Here is a 19,228-nt window from a genome sequence, read left to right on the forward strand (position 1 = left end):
CTATGACCAAAGCCAATCTGACCGCCCTGCTTGAGCGCAAGCTTCGCAAATTCAAGCGAGACCCCAAGTTGTTTCTGATCGATTCCAAGGGCTACAAGGTGGCCCAGCACTCCTGGAAAAAGACGATCAAACTGGGCAGTTTTCTGTGGGTTGTCCTCTGTTTCAGCCTGGCTGCACTCTACTACGGCACCATTGCCAGCGATCGCTATGTCAGTCAGGCCAGCCTTATCATCAAGCAGGCGGATCAGCTCAAGATGATGCCGGATGCCCTCTCCATGCTGGGGCTGGGTGGCAGCAATCATCAGGATGTGCTGGTAATCCAGGATTACCTCAAATCCTGGGACATGCTCGAAACGCTGGACAAACAACTGCAGCTGAAAAAGCACTACGAGAGCGACCGTGCAGACCTCTTCTCCCGCCTGCCGGCAGACGCCAGTCGCGAAGAGTTTCTGGCCTTCTATCGTGATCACCTGACCGTCAGCCTGGATGAGCTTTCCGGGGTGTTGACCGTCAGTTTGCAAGCCTTTGAGCCCGAGTATGCCAAACAGGTGGTCGCGCTGATGCTCAAGGAGAGCGAAGGATTCATCAACCGGCTGAGCCGCCAGGTCGCCGTCGAACAGCTCAAGTTTGTCGAATCCCAGGTGGCTCGCTCCCATGAACGGCTGCTGAGCGAGCGGGAAAAGATGCTCGCCTTCCAGAACCAGCACCAGCTGATCAGCCCAGAGGCGACCAGTACCGCCATGATGGGCGTGGTGTCTGAGCTGGAAGCGGAGCTGGTACGCCAGGACGCCGAGCTCAAGCGCCTGCAAATCTATATGAACCCCAATGCCCCGGATGTGGTAGCGGTAAAAGACAGGGTCGATGCCCTCACCCGCCAGCTGGCACAAGAGAAACAGCGGCTGACCGGCAGCGAGAAGCAAGCGCTCAACGAGGTCAATGCCGACTATCAGGCGGTTCAGGTACAAACCCAGCTGGCTGCCGATGTCTACAAAACAGGTCTGGTCAGCATGGAGCAGGCCCGTGTCGAAGCCTATCGTAAACTGAAGCATCTGCTGGTGGTCAGCCAGCCCAGTTTGGCCGAACAGGCTGAATATCCCCGCCGTCTCTACAACCTGGCGACCATCGGCGTGCTGCTTTGTCTTTTCTACGGTCTGGTCGTGATGGGTGTTGCTACCCTGCGCGAGCACCAGGACTGATCAGGAGTGATTTTTTGAAGATGTTATCCCATTTGAACCTGAAACCCAGCCTGCTGGCATTGGGATTGGGTATGCTGCTACAGCCCGCACTGGCCCTCGAGATCTCGCAAGAAGCGGCGCCGGTGCGCAAAGTCATTACCGACACCCAGACCCAGGATCCTGTCTTTGGCAACTGGCTGTTTCGCGGCGAGTTCGCCCGCGAATCCTTCAACGGCTTCAACCCTGATTATCGCATCGCCATTGGCGATCGCCTGCAGGTACAACTCTGGGGCGGTGTCGAATTTGATCAGCCGCTGACGGTCGATCATCAGGGCAATATTTTTCTGCCCAAGGTAGGCCCCATCAAGGTCGCCGGGGTGCGCAACGAGCAGCTCAACGACACTCTGCTCGGCGCCATCACCACCGTTTATCAGAAAAACGTCAGCGTGTATGCGACGCTGGATGTCAGCCAACCGGTCAAGATCTTCGTCACCGGCTTTGTCAAACAGCCGGGTCTGTTTGCCGGTCAATCTGGGGATTCCATCCTCTATTTTCTCGACAAGGCGGGTGGCATCTCCCCCGAGCGTGGCAGCTATCTGGATGTCGCCCTCAAGCGCAATGGCCAGACACTGCGTCACTACAACCTCTATCAGTTCTTGGTCAATGGCACCCTGCTACCGACCCAGCTGCGCGATGGTGACATCATAGTGGTGGCGCCGCTGCGCTATCAGACCACGGTCAGAGGCAAGGTGGCGAACGCCAACAAGTTCGAACTGAGCAAGCCCCATGTCACCCTGGCCGAGTTGATGCAGATGGCCAGACCCGACCCCGATGCCACCCATATCCGGGTGAGCCGCAATCAAGGGGAAGATATCCGCATGGACTACTACCCCATCAATGATCAGCAACTGAACAGCAAGATGGTCAGCTCAGGCGACACGGTGGAAGTGATCGCCGACAAGCGTTATGCCTCCATCGCGGTACGGGTGGAAGGGGAGCACGACAGTGCCCAGGAGTATGTGCTCAAGTACGGCGCACGCCTTGGCGATATCCTCAACGGGCTGAAACTGACTCAGGATGCGGATCTCAGTGCCATCCAGCTCTATCGGGAATCGGTCAAGGTACGCCAAAAAGAGATGCTGCAATCCTCGCTCAAGGCGCTGGAAGCGAGCATCCTGACCGCTCGTTCATCCTCCGAGGGTGAAGCCAAACTGCGCAACAGCGAAGCCCAGCTTCTGATGCAGTGGGTGGAACGTGCCAAAGATATCCAGCCCAATGGCCAGGTGGTACTGGCCAACGGTACCAATATGGAAGAGGTGCGGCTCGAACCGGGGGATGTGATCCGGATCCCGCGTCAGACCAACCTCATCATGGTGCATGGGGATGTGATGTTCCCGAATGCCATCCTGATGGACAGCAAGCGGACCGTGGCCGACTATATCAATCTGGCCGGCGGCTTTACCCAGAAAGCGAGCAACTCACGCATCTTGCTGCTGCATCGTGACGGCACCTTCAGCCAGATCGAGAAGGGTGATCTCGACAATAAAGAGATTGCCATCAAACCGGGCGACGAAATATTCGTACTGCCGCAGGTTGATACCAAGTCACTGCAGATCACCAAGGATCTCACCGAAGTGCTCTATCAGATCGCCATTTCAGCAAGAGCTCTAGTACTCTTATAATTCGTCACTGGTATTATCTACCTAATACCAGTGATATTACGTCCCCGCTTAGAACTAAATTAATAAGGAGAGAGTAATTAATTTCTGCTTTGGCAATTTATTTATAAATTTCAACTTAAAAACACTAAATAAGAAGAGTGCACATAATGTTTGATATTAATGAATTAAAAGTCGGTGTTATCGGTTTAGGTTATGTTGGGCTTCCACTAGCAATTGAATTTGGTAAAATAGTCCCCACCACTGGTTTTGACATAAATAACCATCGAATTGATGAGCTCAGAGATAAAATTGACCACACTCTTGAGATAGAATCACATGAATTTGATGATTCACAATATATTTCATTTACCCATCAAAGAGATGAGCTTGCAAATTGTAATTTTTACATTGTAACCGTTCCAACGCCTGTGAATGATAACAATATCCCTGATGTTAGTATAATTCATGCCGCGAGCACCACAGTTGGGCATGTTTTAAAAGCTGGAGATATTGTTGTATTTGAAAGTACTGTGTATCCAGGCGCAACAGAGGAAGTATGCATTCCAGAGTTAGAACGAGTTTCTGGACTAAAATTTAACTCTGATTTCTATGTCGGATATAGCCCAGAAAGAATTAATCCTGGTGACAAAAAAAATAGACTGCCAGATATAATGAAAATAACTTCAGGTTCAACTGAGGAAGCTGCTAACTATATTGACTCTGTATATAACCTAGTCATAAAGGCTGGTACACATAAAGCAGCATCTATAAAAGTTGCTGAAGCTGCAAAAGTCATTGAAAACACTCAAAGAGATGTCAATATTGCTTTAGTTAACGAGCTATCTATGATTTTTGATAGACTAGGTATAAATACCCATGATGTTATTGAAGCAGCAGGGACAAAGTGGAATTTTCAGAAATTATACCCAGGATTAGTTGGTGGACATTGCATTGGTGTTGACCCTTATTATCTTGCTCACAAAGCTGAATCTATTGGTCATTACCCAGATATGATTTTGACCGCAAGAAGACTTAACCAAAATATGTCAGCTCATGTTGCCAATAAATTGACAAGAGAGATGAGCCGAAAGAAGATTCATATTGTAGACTCTAACATTCTAATTCTTGGGTTTACTTTTAAAGAAAACTGTCCTGACATTAGAAATACACAAGTTGTTAATCTATATAAAGAACTTCTCAATCATAATGCTACAGTTGACATTTATGATCCTTGGGCTTCCAAGTCAGAGGTTTATCATGAGTATGGCATTGAGTTAAACAATGATATACATAATAAAAAATATGACGCTGTTATAATTGCTGTATCTCACGATCAATTCAAAACAATGACCTCTCAAGACATCGCTAATATAACTAAAAACAACAACGTGATCTTTGATCTCAAAAGAGCGCTGAATGAAGAACTTATTGACTGTGCTCTGTAAGAACATCAGGGGTAAATAATGCGGAACATAATTCACTCTTTTCCTGTAAAAAGGAATACTGTAAATAAAGTTTCTGTTTCTTTTAAGAATAAAAACCAAAAAGACTGCGTTATTATAATTACTGATGATAAAGGCAGTGTTATATCACGTAGAAATGTCAATGGTGATCGAGATATATATCACTCAGTATTCAATTTTACAGGTGCAGGCGATCAATTATTATCGGTCTCTATAGACTCCAATAGAAGTGAATATCAAGTTGACTTTATAAACACAAAAGAAATTTGTAAAATATATTCTGACTCCAATTTTAAAAGTTCACATAATAGCATTACTGCAGCGATAGCAACTTATCCAGGTAGAATAAATGTTCTTCCTATCGCCGTAGCAAGTTTAATTGAACAGGTAGATCATCTTTTTATATACTTGAACAATTACAGAAGCGTTCCTGAATTTCTGTTAACACATAGCAAAAAAGATAAAATAACATATATACTTGATACTGATAGCAAAAAAAGAGCTGCTGCAAAATTCTTCTGGGTACAATCAACACAAGGAATACAGTTAACATGTGATGATGATATTAGTTACCCTAGCAATTATGTAAAAAGTATGGTTGATGAATTAAATAGGCATCCTGAAAACACTATAATTGCAGTGCATGGTGCAATCTATAAAAATGTTGTATCAGATGCTATAGCCTCTAGGGAGCATGTCTTTAATTTTAAAGCACCACTGAAAACCCCTCAGCAAGTTCATTTAGCCGGAACTGGAACTCTATGCTTTAGAACCAAAACATTGCAGAAAAAGGGATTCGATGAATTATGGAGTTTTGCCGCATCAACAGACGAATGGTTAGCATGTTTTAGTAAGGTCAATTCAATAAAGCTAGTCGTTATTAATAGAGCTAAAAATTGGATGAAATCTATTGATGGCATGACTCATGGACTACATGAAGAAAAACAAGCTAATTCCAATTTAAAAAACAAAGCTAACAGTCTATTACTAATATATAATCCATGGCAAAATATTCACGTTTCGGATTTAAATTCAACTCTTCCACCGCCATTTAAAAGAAAAGCCAATAAATTACTTACTTCGCCTAAGGCATTCATTAAAGATTTTTTCAAGAAAAGAGTAAGGTTTGGATAAGTCATGATATATAAGCATAATAGTCCATCATCAACGAAAATAAAAATAAACTCATTTCACGCTGAATCATTATTTTATGTATCTGGACATGTAAGTTATATTGGTCAACCTGAACGTATCTCTATTATTGGCATAAGTAATAAAAGCAAAAAAAGAATATTCATTAGAGATGTGGGTTCAAACGATTTTAATTTTGAAAACAAAGTTTCATTAGAAATGCCTGATGATATAGATGTTTTCATCAATATAAACTCCTCAACAGAGGTCTGGGTTGACATTGATAGATTAGATGTCAAAGAAAACCAAAAGGATAAATACTCACTTTTAATAAAACATTTAAAAGATGATGCAGATATCAACGATCCACAACCAACTAAGGGAAAAAAATTAATTTGTAGCCACGATGTTCAATCATTTTCAGTAAATAAAAGTTCTATTTCTCTTTCCTTTACTGGTGCAGACTCTATCTTAGTTGAAGGCTTTGACCAGAATAAAGAACTACTTCTACGTCGAAAAATTAAGAGTGGCGTTGCATATCCAACTATATTTAGAACAGATAAAAAGTCCTCAAGAATAGACTATTACATCAATGAGAAAATCATTGCCGATGTAATAGATAATAAAGTTGAGCATTTAGAAAATATTTTTGAACATGCTTCATCAAAATTAAACGACTATAGTATCACAGCAGCAATGGCAACATATCCTGCCAGGGAGCACATATACCTTGATGCTGTCAACTCAATAATTGATCAAGTAGATATTTTATATATATATTTCAATGGGTATGAAAATATTCCAGATGAAATTCTACATCATGCTAAGAAAGAAAAGATAGAATATATAATATCACCTAGAAGTACATTAAGAGCATCTGGAAAATTCTCATGGATTGGAACTATTCCTGGCTTTCATCTAACTATTGATGACGATATCATATACCCAAGTGACTATGTGTCTGGTCTCGTTAATGAAGCTAGGGCTATTGATGATGAAAATATAATAATTGGTGTGCACGGTTCTATTTTTAAAAAAAATGTAAAAGATGCATCTAAATGTAGAGAGAAAGTGTTCAATTTTCAAGATGAATTATCCAGTACTTGTCCAGTACATATGATTGGGAGTGGTACCGCATTATTCACTCCATCAACAAGCCGCCTTATTAATGTTGAAGAGTTATTGTCACACCCTATTGCGAATGATGAGCTCCTTGCAATACAAGCAAAAAACATAGGTATAGGTATGTACTGTGTGAAAAGAACAGCACAATGGCTTCGTAGTAATACTGCTATGGAGTTTGGAGTTTATGAGGAAAAACAGCTAAATAAACCTCTAAAAAACGAAGTAAATACTTTAGTTGCAAAAGCTAATCCCTGGCCTCCTTTATAACCTCACCCCCCCCTTCCTGCGCTAGATATTTGTAGAAGGGGGGGTAGGACATTCAGATGAATAATCTACAAGATACGCCACCAATTTTTTCAAATTTAAAGTCTAAAAACTTTGTTGCTTTTTCAGAAAATAATGTAAGAATCCTTAATGTAGAGCTTTTCGGGACTGTTTTTTTCGGTTTTTCCTCATATATTAACTCTGGATTGATACGCTCTTATTGTGAGATTGGTCGATACTGTTCTATTGGCAGAAATGTATCAATCGGCCTAGGAAGTCATGACACTAATTGTTTATCAACATCACCTTTTTTATCTCATCTAGCGTCAGGTGAAAGTTTGAAGTTAGCATCACAGACGCCAAAACGACGAGTCATTATAGGCCATGATGTCTGGATTGGTGATAATGTTTGCATAGCTAGTGGTATAACCATAGGACATGGTGCTGTAATAGCAGCAGGGGCTGTAGTAACAAAAAATGTCCCTCCTTATTCCATTTACGGAGGTGTTCCTGCGAAAGAAATAAAGATGCGTTTTGAAAAAAACGTGATTGAAAAACTCATAAAAACTGAATGGTGGAATGTTCAACCTTCAGATTTACTTACTCTTCCCAAAGGGGATATACTTGATGTGATTGATAAAATTGATGAGTTTGATAAGCATAAATTCCCTGTGCGTTATACTAGAATTGATGGAAGTTCCTTTTTATAATGAAGCAGATCTGCCTCATAACCCCCTTTTTCAAGGAAAAAAACAACACGAGAAGGGCTTGCTCCTATAACATTCCATTTCAGTTTTCAAGATACATTTCACATGCCAAAATAATAACAACGCAAGAAAAAAGTGAAATTATAAACGACAGTACTACAATTGGTATAAAAAGGCATACCCTTCATAAGAAATTAATTTACTCACCTGGCCAACATAGAAATGAAATAATTTCAAAAGTCAACTATAACAATATTTTCATTCTAGACTCAGACCTAATACCCAGCGATGAGATCCTATTATCAATCATAGATAAGACATATCATCATAGAACGAGTTCCCCCCAGTGTTTTGATATGTACCCCTGCCTCTATCTGACCAAGGAAGAGACGGAGCGCTTTGACGGTGATTTTCAGGGCTGCCTGGAGTCCTTCTTGCGCGGGGAGAATCATCGAGTGGAGGGAGTCGCCCTGGCCAGTAGCTGTCTGCTGATGAACCGCGAGTGGTTTTTGCAGCTGGGGGGCTTTGATGAGCAGTTTGTCGGCCATGGCGGCGAAGATCTCGAACTGATAGACCGCCTCACCCGTCACTACCCCATCGGGCCGAGGCCGGATGACTATGCCCTCAATATCAAGGCCCAGCATCCGGGGGATTATCAGGGCTTTCGGCGCTATTTCAGCTATTATGCGCTGCCCCATCTGTTTGCCGGCCGATTTCTGGTGCACCAGTGGCATCCGCGCCCTCTGACCCACCCATACCACAAGCGGCGGGCAGGCAATGATCAGCTGCTCGAGCAGATGCTGGCCCGCAGCGAGGCAGAGCGGGGCCCGTTGAAAGGGCCCGTGGTGCCCTGCAACGACCTTGGTGGAGAGCTGCCCGATTTTCGTGAGTGGATGATCCGCTTGCAGGAGGAGGCTGGCTACCCGGTGCAGGAGTATCCGGGTCTGCTTCGCTGGCAGGATGGCATCAAACCCAAGCGCCCTTTGTGGCGCAAGTTGCGCAAGCTCTACCTCAACCCTCGGGCTTTTTTCAGAGACATGTTCAACCCCAGGTCTCGCTGAACTTTTTATCTGAGCAATTTGCATGACTCTATGGACACAATCCGGCGGCATTATGGCTCGCAGCGCCCAGATCGGTGCCTGCCTGGACCTGCCCCTGGCTCGCTTCACATCCCCTGATGACCCACAACCGGGTGATGTGCTGATCGGCTGGGGCCAGAAGGCCAATACCCGCCAGATCAAGCAGCAGGCACAGGCTCTGGGCCTGCCCTACTGGCAACTGGAAGATGGCTTTATCGGCTATATCGGTCACCCCGCCAAGGGGGGGATGGCGGTGTCGCTGATCGCCGATCCGGTAGGCATCTATTACGATGCCCGCCAACCCAGCCGGCTCGAACAGCTGATCGCTACCCCTTGCGATGCCGGCACGCTGGCGCGTGCCGAGCGACTGATAGGCGAACTGGTACGCCTTGGTGTGACCAAGTACAACTGTTATGCCAGTCGCCCCGATACCGCCTCGGCCGCCGGGCCCCGCAGCCCGTCGGTTGCCGAAGTGAAAGGGCTACCGGCCGCACTGGCTCAACGCCTGCTGCAAGACGCCAGGCCCAGAGTCTTGCTGGTCGATCAGGTGGCCGGCGATCTCTCCATCCCCGGCGCACTGGCCAGCGAGGCCGACTTTGTTGCCATGGTGGAAGCGGCGCGTCGCAACCACCCCCATGCCCGTCTGCTGCTGCGCACCCATCCCGATACCCGCTTTGGCAAGAAGAGCGGGGTGCTGGCCAGGCTGAAGCTGAGCGATGTGGAGATAGTGGCCGACCACTGTCACCCCCACGCCCTGCTGAGCCTGGTGGATGCCGTCTATACCGTCTCATCCCAGCTCGGCTTTGAGGGCCTGCTGCTGGGCAAGCCGGTCTACTGTTTCGGCATGCCGTTTTATGCCGGCTGGGGGCTGACCCACGACAGCAAGCAGTGTGAGCGTCGCAACCTGCCGGTCTCGCTGGCCCAGCTGGTGGCGGCGGCCTTGATCCACTACCCGCGCTACCTTGACCCCGTGCTCGGCCAACGCTGCGAAGTGGAAGAGGTGATCGCCATCATCGCCCGCCAGCAAAAGCCCGCTCCCCGTTGGCGCAGGCTCTATCTGGTCGGCTTCTCGCTGTGGAAGCGCGCCTTTATGCAGGCGTTTTGTCATCACCTGGCCGAGGAGCTTCGTTTTGTTCGCAAGCCTCCCAAGCGGCTGACCGGCGATGAGCAGGTGTTGGTCTGGGGCAGCCGGCATCCCGATCTCACCTCGGCCATTCGGGTGGAAGATGGTTTTATCCGCTCTCGCGGGCTGGGCTCCAACCTGTGTCGTCCCTCTTCCCTCTCCATCGATCAGGTGGGGATCTACTTTGACTGCCGCACCCCAAGCGGGCTCGAGCAGCTGCTCAATTACCAGCAACTGACCGAGCAGGAGGTCATGCGAGGCCAGGCTCTGCTTGAGCTGCTCAAGCGACACGGCGTCAGCAAATACAATGTGGGCACAATACAGTCGTTCACGCCGCCGTCAGATGGCCGCACGCGGGTGTTGGTGGTGGGCCAGGTCGACGGAGATGCCTCCATCCTGACCGGCAGTCCGACCATTCGCAGCAACGAGCAGTTGCTGTGGGCCGTGCGGGCCGCCAAACCCGAGGCCCATATCATCTACAAACCGCATCCGGATGTGGTGGCAGGCAACCGGGCCGGTGCCATCTCGGCAGCCTGCCTGGCGGAGTGCGTCGACAGCCAGGTACTCGATATCGGCCTCACCAGCCTCTATCCCCATGTGGACGAGCTGCATACCATGACCTCGCTGAGCGGATTCGAGGCGCTGGTGCAAGGGGTCAAGGTCACAACCTGGGGTCAACCCTTCTACAGTGGCTGGGGCCTGACCACGGATGCCCACCCTCCTGCTCGTCGGCAACGAACCCTGCCTTTGGCCGCACTGGTCTATCTGACCCTGGTGGCCTATCCGCTCTATATCGACTGGCAGACCGGCCTCTGGATAAGTCCGGAGCAGCTGATCCGCCAGCTGGCACAGCAGGGCCACTCATCGGCCCGAAAGGCTGGCCGCTGGCAACGTTGGCAGCTCAAGCTGAGTTACCTGACCCAGACCCTGTGGCAGCGCCCTTCCCTCCCCCAGCTCATGAGATAAGTCGTACATGAAGATTTTGTTGTTGCAAGGACCGCTGGGCCCCTTCTTTCAGACCCTGAGCCAGGTGCTGAGCGATGCCGGCCATCAGGTGTACAAGATCCATTTCAACGGTGGGGATGAGTGCTGGCCCTGTGTCGGCCATAACGAGCGCTTTACCGGCAAACCGGAGAGCTGGAACACTTTTTTTCGCCGCTTCATCAAGCGCAACGGTATCGACAGCCTGGTCTGCTATGGTGACTGCCGTTATTACCATCTGCAGGCCATTCGCATCTGCAAGCAGAAAAAGATTGCCGTCTGGGCCATGGAAGAGGGGTACCTGCGCCCCGACTACGTGACCTTGGAGCAAGGAGGGGTCAACGCCTTCAGCCCGCTCTATGCCAAGCGTGACAAGCTGGCAGAGATGCAATGGCCTGAGCCCTACCAGGCGCCGTTGCAGGTGGGCAAGACCTTTGCCAGACGAGCCTGGTATGCCAGCCGCTACCACATCAACAAAAGCCTGTTTCGCTGGCGCTATCCCCACTTCGTCAATCACAGACCCTGGAGCCTTTACCAGGAGGCCAGCGGCTGGGTTGCCGGCGGCTTGGTGAAGTGGCGCTACCGCTGGGCAGACCGCCGTTTGCTGAAAGCCCTGCCGGCACACAAGGGGCATATCTTCTTCGTTCCCCTGCAGGTCACCGAGGACTTCCAGATCCGTGAGCATTCGGATTTGAGCGGTGTCGAGGAGATGGTGGCACAGGTGATGAACTCGTTTGCCGAGCATGCCCGCAGCGAAGATGTGCTGCTGTTCAAGCATCACCCCATGGACCGTGGTTACGTCAGCTACCAGTCCCAGATCAACCGGCTGGTCACCCTGCTCGGGCTGGAAGGGCGGGTGTTTTATGGCTATGACCTGCCGCTGCCGGCGCTCTATCCCCTGCTCAAGGGCGTCATTACCATCAACAGCACGGTCGGCCTCTCCGCCCTGCTGCACGATGTGCCGACCTTCTGCATGGGGCGCGCCCTCTACGATCTGCCGGGGCTCACCACCCGCGGCACGCTGGAGAAGTTCTGGCACAAGCAGAGCCCGGTCTGCAACGAGACGTTCGAACGGATGCGCCAGTCCCTGCTGCACCTGTCCCAGATCAATGCCAGCTTCTATCGGCATCTGGAGATCGGGGCAATGGCCGTGGCACAGAAGATCCAGCAGCACGACAAGCAGCGTATGCCAATCAAACAGGGCAAGCAGGCCCTCAACGCCCCCGGGCTTATCAGTGCCCTCGGCGTGCTGAGCTCGCTTGGTTTGATGGCAGACGAGATGCTGGCGCCCCTCGGCATGCTGTGATGCTTGCCCCTATCTTGACCGACAAAAAAGCCCGCAATTGCGGGCTTTTTTTATGGCCATTACACGGTGCGGGGGCGCAGGTGAGCGTGCCAGCGGGCTTCCCACTTCTTGAACAGCCAGACGATGACGAATGTCAGCAGCATGTAGAGCAGGCCGGCGGTCAGGAACGCCTCGAACGGGCTGTAGTAGCGGGAGTTGATGATCCGCGCTGCGCCGGTCAGATCGACGATGGTGATGATGCCCGCCACCGCCGAGCCCTGCAGCATGAAGATCACCTCGTTGCTGTAGGCCGGCAGTGCCCGACGAAACGAGTTGGGCAAAATGATCCGGGTGAGGGTCTGCCAGCGGGTCATGCCGAAGGCGTTGGCCGCCTCAATCTGCCCCTTGGGCATGTTGAGCACGGCCCCGCGCACGATTTCGGCGGTGTAGGCCCCAGTGTTCAGGGTGAACGCCAGCAGGGCGCAGAACCAGGCTTCGGCAAACAGATCCCAGGCGACGCTGTTTTTCAGCCACTCCCACTGGGCGGCGCCGTAGTAGATGATGAACAGCTGCACCAAGAGCGGGGTGCCGCGAAAGAAGTAGATGTAGGCCCAGATCGGCCCCTTGATCAGCCAGTTGCGACTGTTGCGCAGGATGCCGAGTGGCACCGCCAGCATCAGCCCGAGGATCAGGGAGGCGGCCACCAGCAGTACTGTGGTGTAGAGGCCCTGCCAGTAGGTGGGCCATTCGCTGAGAATGATTGAGAAATCCATGGCTTACCTCGTCTTTATCGCATAGTGACGCTCGGCCCATTTCAGTGCCGAGGTGGAGACCGCAGTGAAGATCAGGAAGATCAGGGCCACCGCCATGTAGAAGGTGAAGGGCAGCTGGGTCGAGCCCGCCGCCAGGGACGCTTTGCGCACCATGTCATCGAGCCCGATGATGGAGACCAGCGCCGTGGTTTTCAGCAAGACCAGCCAGTTGTTGCCAAACCCCGGCAGGGCGTGGCGCATCATCTGGGGAAACAGGATGCGACGAAACACCTGGGTCGCCCGCATGCCAAAGGCCCGGGCCGCTTCCAGCTCGCCCTTGTCCACCGCCAGGATGGCGCCGCGGAAGGTCTCGGTCATGTAGGCGCCGAAGATGAAACCGATGGTGGCCACCCCGGCCGCAAATGGGCTGATGTCGATGTAATCGGGCAGCAGGGAGACCCACTCCTGGTTGGGGTTGCTCGCCAGCAGGTAGTTGTTGTAGGTCTCGTTGACCCAGGTACAGAGGTTGTTGATGAGCACCTGACCGCCGAAGAACAAGAGCATCATCAGCACCAGATCGGGAATGCCGCGGATGACGGTGGTGTAGGCGGTGGCAAAGCCGCGGGCCCACTTGTAGGGGGAGAGCTTGGCCAGCGCCCCCAGCATGCCGAGCACCAGCGCCAGCAGCAGGGAGGCCAGCGCCACTTCCAGGGTGACCCAGGCCCCCTCCAGCAAGGAGGTTTCGTATCCTTTCAAATCAAACATATGCAGTTCCATCGCAACTAAGCGGGCCCATCACTCCCTGGCGAGAGACGACGGGCCCGATGACTACAGACGAGGGTCAACCTGTCGCTATTGTGCGTGTCACGCCCTGGCTCCTGCCTCTGGCAGCGAGCCTTGGGGGTTATTCGCCGTAGACGTCGAAGTCGAAGTACTTGTCGTTGATCGCCTTGTACTTGCCGTTGGCACGCAGCGCCAGGATGGCGGCATTGAATTTCTCTTTCAGATCCTTGTCGGCCTTGCGCACCGCGATGCCGGCGCCTTCACCAAACCACTTGGGATCGGTCAGTTTCGGGCCCACGAACTCGAACGCATCGCCGCCCTCTTTCTTGAGCAGACCGTCGCTGATGGCGGCAGAGTCGGCCAGCACGTAGTCGACGCGGCCGGATTTCAGGTCGAGATAGGCTTCATCGGCGGTGCCGTAACGCTTGATGGTGGCGTTCGGGAAGTTGTCGGTAATAAAGGTGTCCATGGAGGTGGCACGCTGCACGGCCACTGTCTTGCCATCCATGAAGGCCTTCTCCAGTTTCACGTCAGTGCCTTTCTTGGCGGCGAAGCGGGCCGGAATGTGCTGGTACTTCTGGGTGAAGTCCACCTTCTTCTTGCGCTCTTCGGTGATGTCCATGGTGGCGATGATGGCGTCATATTTGCGCGACAGCAGCGCCGGAATGATGCCGTCCCAGTCCTGCTTGACCAGGGTGCATTTCACCTTCATCTCCTCGCACAGGGCGTTGGCGATGTCGATGTCAAAGCCTTTCACCTCGCCGCTCGGCTCGGTCCAGGAGAAGGGGGGGTAGGCACCTTCGACACCGATCCGCACCTCTTTCCACTCCTTGGCCATCAGGCTGCCGGAGGACAGGGCAGTAACCATGGCAGTCGCCAGCATCAGCTTGTTCATGTATCTCTCCTTGATAAAGTCATCGACTGTTGCAATTGCAGATTGTTGGGCTCAGCTCCGGCCATCAATAGATGGAGGAGATGAATTGCTTGAACCGTTCGGACTTGGGATGGGCGAAGATCTCCTTGGGATTGCCCTCCTCCTCCACGCGGCCCTGGTGCAAAAACATTACCTTGTTCGACACATCGCGGGCAAACGACATCTCATGGGTCACCACCAGCATGGTGCGCCCCTCTTCGGCCAGCTCGCGCATCAGGCCGAGTACTTCGCCCACCAGCTCGGGGTCGAGCGCCGAAGTGGGTTCGTCAAACAGCATCACCTCGGGTTCCACCGCCAGGGCCCGGGCGATGGCCGCCCGCTGCTGCTGGCCGCCGGAGAGGTGACCCGGGTAGTAGTCGCGCCGCTCCCACAATCCAACCCGGTTGAGCAGGTGTTCCGCCTTGGCAATGGCCTCGGCGCGGGGCACCTTGAGTACCTGGATCGGCACCTCGATGATGTTCTGCATGATGGTCATGTGCGACCAGAGGTTGAAGCTTTGAAACACCATGGCCAGCCGGCTGCGAATGCGCTCCACCTGCCGCATGTCTTCCGGCAGACGTTCACCGGTGCGGTTGGTTTTCATGCGAATAAGCTCGCCATGGAGGGAAACCGTGCCGGAAGAGGGTGTTTCCAGCAGATTGATACAGCGAAGAAAGGTCGACTTCCCCGAGCCGGAGGAGCCGATAAGGGAGATGACATCCCCCTTGTGGGCGGTCATATCGATGCCCTTGAGCACTTCGTGGGTGCCGAAATACTTGTGCAGATCACGAACTTCCAGTGCGGCAACGTCGCTCATCCATTACAACCTTGTCTGTCCCTAGACGCCGCTGGGGCGTGACTCACGCCATCGTTTATTTAACAAAAAGTTAACCGATGGCAACCTTCAGCGAAAATATCACTCGGATAGTCAAAAAACAATACAGAACCGAGGTCTTTGGTGTTTTGTCTGTATTTTTATTGGCCAAACAGGTATTTTTCAGCACTTTGTCTGCATAAAATGCTAATCACCCCGGTTCGATGACACCGCCTTTTTATACCCGCATCGCACTACTGGCAAGAAAATTCCGCCCATCATGCCATAAGGCAGCCGAAGTGGCTTTATTCACCCGCCCCGCCCTCGCATCCCGTTGAAAAATCGCCGGCTCGCGCCGTTTTTGGATTGCACCAGGGTGGGTAGATGCCCCGAAACGGGGCCTCATTTCATACCAGAAACATAACAAATCGATAAAAAAGTTCCGGATGAGGCAGGCAAACACACAAATATGTGACACAGGGCCAATAAGTGATGATAAGGTGTCATTTTTGTCAGTTTTGTGATCGAGGCCCCGATGTTGCTCAATGTGTTGCTGATCCTGCTGCCGCTTGTGATCGGCTATCTTGTACCCCTCTCCTCCGCCCGTTTGATCAAGCTGGTCAATCAATCGCTGGGCAAGATGGTCTATCTCATCTTGTTCCTGATGGGGCTGGGGCTCGCCTACGTGGAGAACCTGGGCAGCAACCTGGCGGTGATCTTCAAGGTGGCCGGCGTCATGCTCGCCGCCATTACCCTGTGCAACCTGCTGGCCCTCTGGTGGCTGGACCGGCGCTCCCCCCCTACGCATGAAGCCAGCGACGGCCAGATGCCGAGCAAGCTGCACCTGTTGTGGGAATCGCTGCAGCTCTGCTTCGTAGTGCTGGGCGGTGTCTTGCTGGGGCTGCTGGTGGACCTGCGCGCCCTGCCCATCGACAAGTGGAGCGAGTGGGCGCTGATGCTGCTGCTGTTTCTCATCGGGGTACAGATGCGCAACTCCGGCATGCGGCTGCGCCAGATCCTGCTCAACCCCTGGGGCATGAAGATCGCCGCCACCGTCATCGTCAGCAGCTGGCTCGGCAGCCTGCTGGCCGCCCAGTTGCTCGGCATGCCGCTGGCCCACGGCCTGGCCCTCAGCTCCAGCTTCGGCTGGTATTCGCTCTCCGGCATCCTGGTGGCCGACAAGCTGGGCCCGGTGCTGGGCTCCGCCGCCTTCATCAACGATCTGGGGCGCGAGCTCATCGCCATCCTGATCATTCCGGTGCTGATGCGCCGCCACCCCTCCGCCGCCATCGGTTATGGCGGCGCCACCGCGCTCGACTTCACCCTGCCGGTGATCCAGAAATCCGGCGGCATCCAGGTGGTGCCGGTGGCCATCGTTTCCGGCTTTATCCTGAGCCTGCTCGGCCCCATCCTGATCCTGGGCTTCCTGGCCATCTGATCTCGACCCGCTGACTGGCCCACGGTCAACAACAACAAGCCCGGCACTGCTGCCGGGCTTGTTGTTTAAAAGAGGGGTGGCCTGACATCACGGATTCCCCATTAACTCCGATATTCAGCTGCGCCAGCGGCCGCCGCTCATCACCCGCTCGATGGTGAGCGTGTCGGGGTCGATCAGCAGCAGATCCGCATCCTGCCCCACCGCCAGCGTGCCCTTGGCCGCCAGCCCCAGCGCCTTGGCCGGATTGGCCGTCACCACTGCCAGCGCCACCTCCAGCGCGATCCCCTTGCTGCACGCTTCCACCAGCGCCTGCCACAGGCTGCCTATCTGGCCGCAGCGCAGCTCGATGAGACGCCCCTCACCGTCGAAGCGCGGCAGGCTGGCGTTGGCGTCCGAACTGAAGCTGATACGCTCGGCAGGCACCCCGGCCGCCAGCAGCGCCACCAGGGCGTCGGCCGCCAGCAACTCACCATCGTCCAGCAGGTCCGGGAAGCTCGAGGTGGTGAGATCGACCCAGCCGCCAGCCCGGCCCCACTCGATAGCCTCGGCAAACAGCCAGGGATTGCGGTTGCAGTGGGTGGGGTAGAGCTGGCGCAGCGGGATGTCGGTGCCATCGCGCAGGGCCCGCAGCGGTGCCAGCGCCCCGCGCCCGTCCCCCAGATGAAAGAAGCTGACCCCGCTCTTGCCGGCAAGCAGCCCGGCCACCCGCGCCTCGCTCACCAGGCGGGCCAGCTCGTCGTGGGTCGGTGCGCTGGATCTGTGATCGCTGATGGCCACCTCCCCCACCCCCAGCACCTCGGGGATGAGCATGATGTCGGACTCCACCGTGCCGGTGAGGGTCTTGACCGGCAGATGGTAGGAGCCGGTATACATGAAGGCGCTCACCCCGGCGGCGCGAAACTCGCGCACCTTGCCAAGCACCTGGGCCGGGCTGCGCGTCAGGCTGTCGGTACCAAGCGCCGCCACCAGGGTGGTGACCCCTGCGCTCAGCGCCTCCCTTGCCGAGAGCTCCGGGGTACGAAAACCAAAGCCTCCCTCGCCGCCACCGCCGGTGATGTGGGCCAGCGGATCCACCAGTCCGGGCACCAGATAGCGGCCGCGACCGTCCACCCGCGTCAGCGGCCAGTCGGCGGGGACAGACAATCCCTGCCCGAGCCAGGCGATGCGGCCATCTGCCACCAACAGATCCTGGCGGCCAAGCGGGGTAGGGCCATAGAGTTCGGCCCCTTCGATCAGGGTCAACATGCGGCATGCTCCTCGTGATGTTGATGTGCGCCTTAAAGCGGCAGCCATGCTGCACTCTACCCAGCCGACGGTCAGGGAGGGAAGCACTTCCTCACGGCCAGGCGGCCGTTTTCATAGGCAAGGGCCGCCGGATCCGCTAGGCTCAGCGGCAATCTCTTTGGCTGGTTCCCCCTCCATGAACTATCTGGCTCACCTGCATCTGGCAGCCCATACCCACAGCTCCCTCACCGGCAACCTGCTGGGGGATTTCGTCAAGGGCGCACTGCCCACGGGCCTCGCCGCACCGTTTGACGAGGGGATCTGGCTGCACCGCAAGATAGACGCCTTCACCGACGGGCACCCCGAACACAGGGCGGCGGTAGCCTGCTTCGAGGCCCCCTGGCGCCGCTTTGGCGGCATCCTGGTGGACATGCTCTACGATCACTGGCTCAGCCTGCACTGGCCGCAGTTTCATGACGAGGCCCTGCCCCGCTTCCTGCAACAGAGCTACGGGCGCCTGCTGGCAGATGCACCCCAGCTGCCGGAGGGGCTCCCCCTGCCCCTCAAGCGGATGGCAGAGCAGGACTGGATCGCCTCCTATCAGCGCAAAGAGGGACTGGCGCAGGCCCTCAACGGCATAGGTCGCCGGCTGCGCCGCCCGCAGCCTCTGGGAGAAGCGCTCACGACCCTGGACGCGGCCCGCTGGCAGCAGTGCGAAGAGGGCTTTCTGCGCTTCTATCCTCAGCTGATGCAGTTCAGCGTGCAGCAGTTGGTCCACTATCGCGGCGGGGATGAACGGCCGCAGCCATGAATCCCCCGCAATATGACGGCAAACACACTCTCTTTCGCTCCCTGTATTTCACGGGAGCGTATCTCCGGTTGAGCTGGGGTCAGGAATATTTGCTTGGCAATGACCCTTGATGGAGAAGATTTCATTCATCGAATATATATTTTCATATATCGCTCTGGCTGCAAAAAAAAAAAAATCAACACCAATGAAGTCTCCACATAAATGGTGCCACACCAGTTCTGACTGACATTATTTTCATATAAAAACGCCTGTCGAATGCCTCTGCTATTATCCATGGCCTCCAGAATAATAAAAAAGTCATTGACTAGCCAGCATTAATTATTACCCTCACGGTAATGGATATGCTTAATTTAAAACCCGCTGACATATTCATTGCGAGAATAATATTCTCGATATCTGTCAATTGTAAGATTTTACAATAGCGATTAAAACCTGGAGAATTATGATAATGGAGATCAGGCATTCAACATTATGGATGGCCGTCAGTGCCATGCTTCCA

At 53.2% G+C, this 19,228-nt stretch carries 16 protein-coding genes; 11 read left to right on the plus strand and 5 right to left on the minus strand.

All coding sequences use genetic code 11. From position 1 onward, the window contains the following. Positions 1 to 2: 2 nt before the first annotated feature. The 9 genes from AB5Y81_RS05475 to AB5Y81_RS05515 all read left to right on the plus strand — a co-directional run bounded on the left by AB5Y81_RS05475 (position 3) and on the right by AB5Y81_RS05515 (position 12,015). The gene (locus tag AB5Y81_RS05475) at positions 3 to 1,196 is read left to right on the plus strand and encodes a sugar transporter (RefSeq protein WP_279484523.1); all 1,194 of its coding nucleotides are present in this window, start codon (positions 3 to 5) and stop codon (positions 1,194 to 1,196) included. Positions 1,197 to 1,228: 32 nt separating this feature from the next. Beyond that, positions 1,229 to 2,857 carry a polysaccharide biosynthesis/export family protein gene (locus tag AB5Y81_RS05480; protein ID WP_042008107.1) on the plus strand — a complete coding sequence of 543 codons (1,629 nt, stop codon included), beginning with the start codon at positions 1,229 to 1,231 and terminating at the stop codon, positions 2,855 to 2,857. A 146-nt stretch (positions 2,858 to 3,003) separates the two neighbouring features. Further along, entirely contained in the window at positions 3,004 to 4,281 is a 1,278-nt protein-coding gene (locus AB5Y81_RS05485) for a nucleotide sugar dehydrogenase (RefSeq protein ID WP_279484524.1), read from the plus strand. An 18-nt stretch (positions 4,282 to 4,299) separates the two neighbouring features. After that, entirely contained in the window at positions 4,300 to 5,433 is a 1,134-nt protein-coding gene (locus tag AB5Y81_RS05490) for a hypothetical protein (protein WP_368146581.1), read from the plus strand. A 3-nt stretch (positions 5,434 to 5,436) separates the two neighbouring features. Continuing rightward, on the plus strand, positions 5,437 to 6,822 hold the full coding sequence (locus AB5Y81_RS05495; protein ID WP_368146583.1) for a hypothetical protein: 1,386 nt from the start codon (positions 5,437 to 5,439) through the stop codon (positions 6,820 to 6,822). A gap of 56 nt (positions 6,823 to 6,878) precedes the next feature. Then, positions 6,879 to 7,529, plus strand: a complete 651-nt coding sequence (locus AB5Y81_RS05500; protein WP_368146585.1) for a CatB-related O-acetyltransferase — start codon at positions 6,879 to 6,881, stop codon at positions 7,527 to 7,529. Further along, positions 7,529 to 8,587, plus strand: coding sequence for a galactosyltransferase-related protein (locus tag AB5Y81_RS05505; protein ID WP_368146587.1), 1,059 nt, complete (start codon positions 7,529 to 7,531; stop codon positions 8,585 to 8,587). The genes AB5Y81_RS05500 and AB5Y81_RS05505 overlap by 1 nt, the downstream gene beginning before the upstream one ends. Positions 8,588 to 8,639: 52 nt before the next feature. Beyond that, positions 8,640 to 10,694 (plus strand): capsular polysaccharide biosynthesis protein, encoded by a 2,055-nt coding sequence (locus tag AB5Y81_RS05510; protein WP_279485546.1) that lies wholly within the window; start codon positions 8,640 to 8,642, stop codon positions 10,692 to 10,694. A 7-nt stretch (positions 10,695 to 10,701) separates the two neighbouring features. Further along, positions 10,702 to 12,015, plus strand: coding sequence for a capsular biosynthesis protein (locus AB5Y81_RS05515; RefSeq protein ID WP_279484529.1), 1,314 nt, complete (start codon positions 10,702 to 10,704; stop codon positions 12,013 to 12,015). Positions 12,016 to 12,074: 59 nt separating this feature from the next. Here AB5Y81_RS05515 and AB5Y81_RS05520 read toward each other — a convergent pair whose 3' ends face one another. The 4 genes from AB5Y81_RS05520 to AB5Y81_RS05535 all read right to left on the minus strand — a co-directional run bounded on the left by AB5Y81_RS05520 (position 12,075) and on the right by AB5Y81_RS05535 (position 15,259). Then, entirely contained in the window at positions 12,075 to 12,767 is a 693-nt protein-coding gene (locus AB5Y81_RS05520; RefSeq protein ID WP_005299639.1) for an ABC transporter permease, read from the minus strand. Positions 12,768 to 12,770: 3 nt separating this feature from the next. Beyond that, positions 12,771 to 13,511 carry an ABC transporter permease gene (locus AB5Y81_RS05525; RefSeq protein ID WP_005299635.1) on the minus strand — a complete coding sequence of 247 codons (741 nt, stop codon included), beginning with the start codon at positions 13,509 to 13,511 and terminating at the stop codon, positions 12,771 to 12,773. A 139-nt stretch (positions 13,512 to 13,650) separates the two neighbouring features. Then, on the minus strand, positions 13,651 to 14,424 hold the full coding sequence (locus AB5Y81_RS05530) for an ABC transporter substrate-binding protein (protein WP_005299633.1): 774 nt from the start codon (positions 14,422 to 14,424) through the stop codon (positions 13,651 to 13,653). A 64-nt stretch (positions 14,425 to 14,488) separates the two neighbouring features. Further along, on the minus strand, positions 14,489 to 15,259 hold the full coding sequence (locus tag AB5Y81_RS05535; RefSeq protein WP_005299631.1) for an ABC transporter ATP-binding protein: 771 nt from the start codon (positions 15,257 to 15,259) through the stop codon (positions 14,489 to 14,491). A 532-nt stretch (positions 15,260 to 15,791) separates the two neighbouring features. On the opposite strand from AB5Y81_RS05535, the gene AB5Y81_RS05540 reads away from it, so the two are divergent. After that, on the plus strand, positions 15,792 to 16,694 hold the full coding sequence (locus AB5Y81_RS05540; protein WP_010634358.1) for a lysine exporter LysO family protein: 903 nt from the start codon (positions 15,792 to 15,794) through the stop codon (positions 16,692 to 16,694). Between the two features lie 114 nt (positions 16,695 to 16,808). Here AB5Y81_RS05540 and iadA read toward each other — a convergent pair whose 3' ends face one another. Next, the gene (gene iadA, locus AB5Y81_RS05545) at positions 16,809 to 17,939 is read right to left on the minus strand and encodes a beta-aspartyl-peptidase (RefSeq protein WP_279484530.1); all 1,131 of its coding nucleotides are present in this window, start codon (positions 17,937 to 17,939) and stop codon (positions 16,809 to 16,811) included. 175 nt (positions 17,940 to 18,114) lie between these two features. On the opposite strand from iadA, the gene AB5Y81_RS05550 reads away from it, so the two are divergent. Then, positions 18,115 to 18,729 (plus strand): ACP phosphodiesterase, encoded by a 615-nt coding sequence (locus AB5Y81_RS05550; protein ID WP_267997102.1) that lies wholly within the window; start codon positions 18,115 to 18,117, stop codon positions 18,727 to 18,729. Positions 18,730 to 19,228 lie beyond the last annotated feature (499 nt).

Origin of the sequence: Aeromonas sp. s2, from assembly GCF_040907935.1 — a bacterium.
Classification (GTDB): domain Bacteria; phylum Pseudomonadota; class Gammaproteobacteria; order Enterobacterales; family Aeromonadaceae; genus Aeromonas; species Aeromonas dhakensis.

Coding starts and splice junctions, on each gene's coding strand:
- AB5Y81_RS05515 (WP_279484529.1), top strand. CDS start 10,702: ATGAAGATTTTGTTGTTGCAAGGACCGCTGGGCCCCTTCTTTCAGACC.
- AB5Y81_RS05505 (WP_368146587.1), top strand. CDS start 7,529: ATGAAGCAGATCTGCCTCATAACCCCCTTTTTCAAGGAAAAAAACAAC.
- AB5Y81_RS05525 (WP_005299635.1), bottom strand. CDS start 13,511: ATGTTTGATTTGAAAGGATACGAAACCTCCTTGCTGGAGGGGGCCTGG.
- AB5Y81_RS05475 (WP_279484523.1), top strand. CDS start 3: ATGACCAAAGCCAATCTGACCGCCCTGCTTGAGCGCAAGCTTCGCAAA.
- AB5Y81_RS05530 (WP_005299633.1), bottom strand. CDS start 14,424: ATGAACAAGCTGATGCTGGCGACTGCCATGGTTACTGCCCTGTCCTCC.
- AB5Y81_RS05495 (WP_368146583.1), top strand. CDS start 5,437: ATGATATATAAGCATAATAGTCCATCATCAACGAAAATAAAAATAAAC.
- iadA (WP_279484530.1), bottom strand. CDS start 17,939: ATGTTGACCCTGATCGAAGGGGCCGAACTCTATGGCCCTACCCCGCTT.
- AB5Y81_RS05550 (WP_267997102.1), top strand. CDS start 18,115: ATGAACTATCTGGCTCACCTGCATCTGGCAGCCCATACCCACAGCTCC.
- AB5Y81_RS05510 (WP_279485546.1), top strand. CDS start 8,640: ATGGCTCGCAGCGCCCAGATCGGTGCCTGCCTGGACCTGCCCCTGGCT.
- AB5Y81_RS05485 (WP_279484524.1), top strand. CDS start 3,004: ATGTTTGATATTAATGAATTAAAAGTCGGTGTTATCGGTTTAGGTTAT.
- AB5Y81_RS05540 (WP_010634358.1), top strand. CDS start 15,792: ATGTTGCTCAATGTGTTGCTGATCCTGCTGCCGCTTGTGATCGGCTAT.
- AB5Y81_RS05500 (WP_368146585.1), top strand. CDS start 6,879: ATGAATAATCTACAAGATACGCCACCAATTTTTTCAAATTTAAAGTCT.
- AB5Y81_RS05535 (WP_005299631.1), bottom strand. CDS start 15,259: ATGAGCGACGTTGCCGCACTGGAAGTTCGTGATCTGCACAAGTATTTC.
- AB5Y81_RS05490 (WP_368146581.1), top strand. CDS start 4,300: ATGCGGAACATAATTCACTCTTTTCCTGTAAAAAGGAATACTGTAAAT.
- AB5Y81_RS05520 (WP_005299639.1), bottom strand. CDS start 12,767: ATGGATTTCTCAATCATTCTCAGCGAATGGCCCACCTACTGGCAGGGC.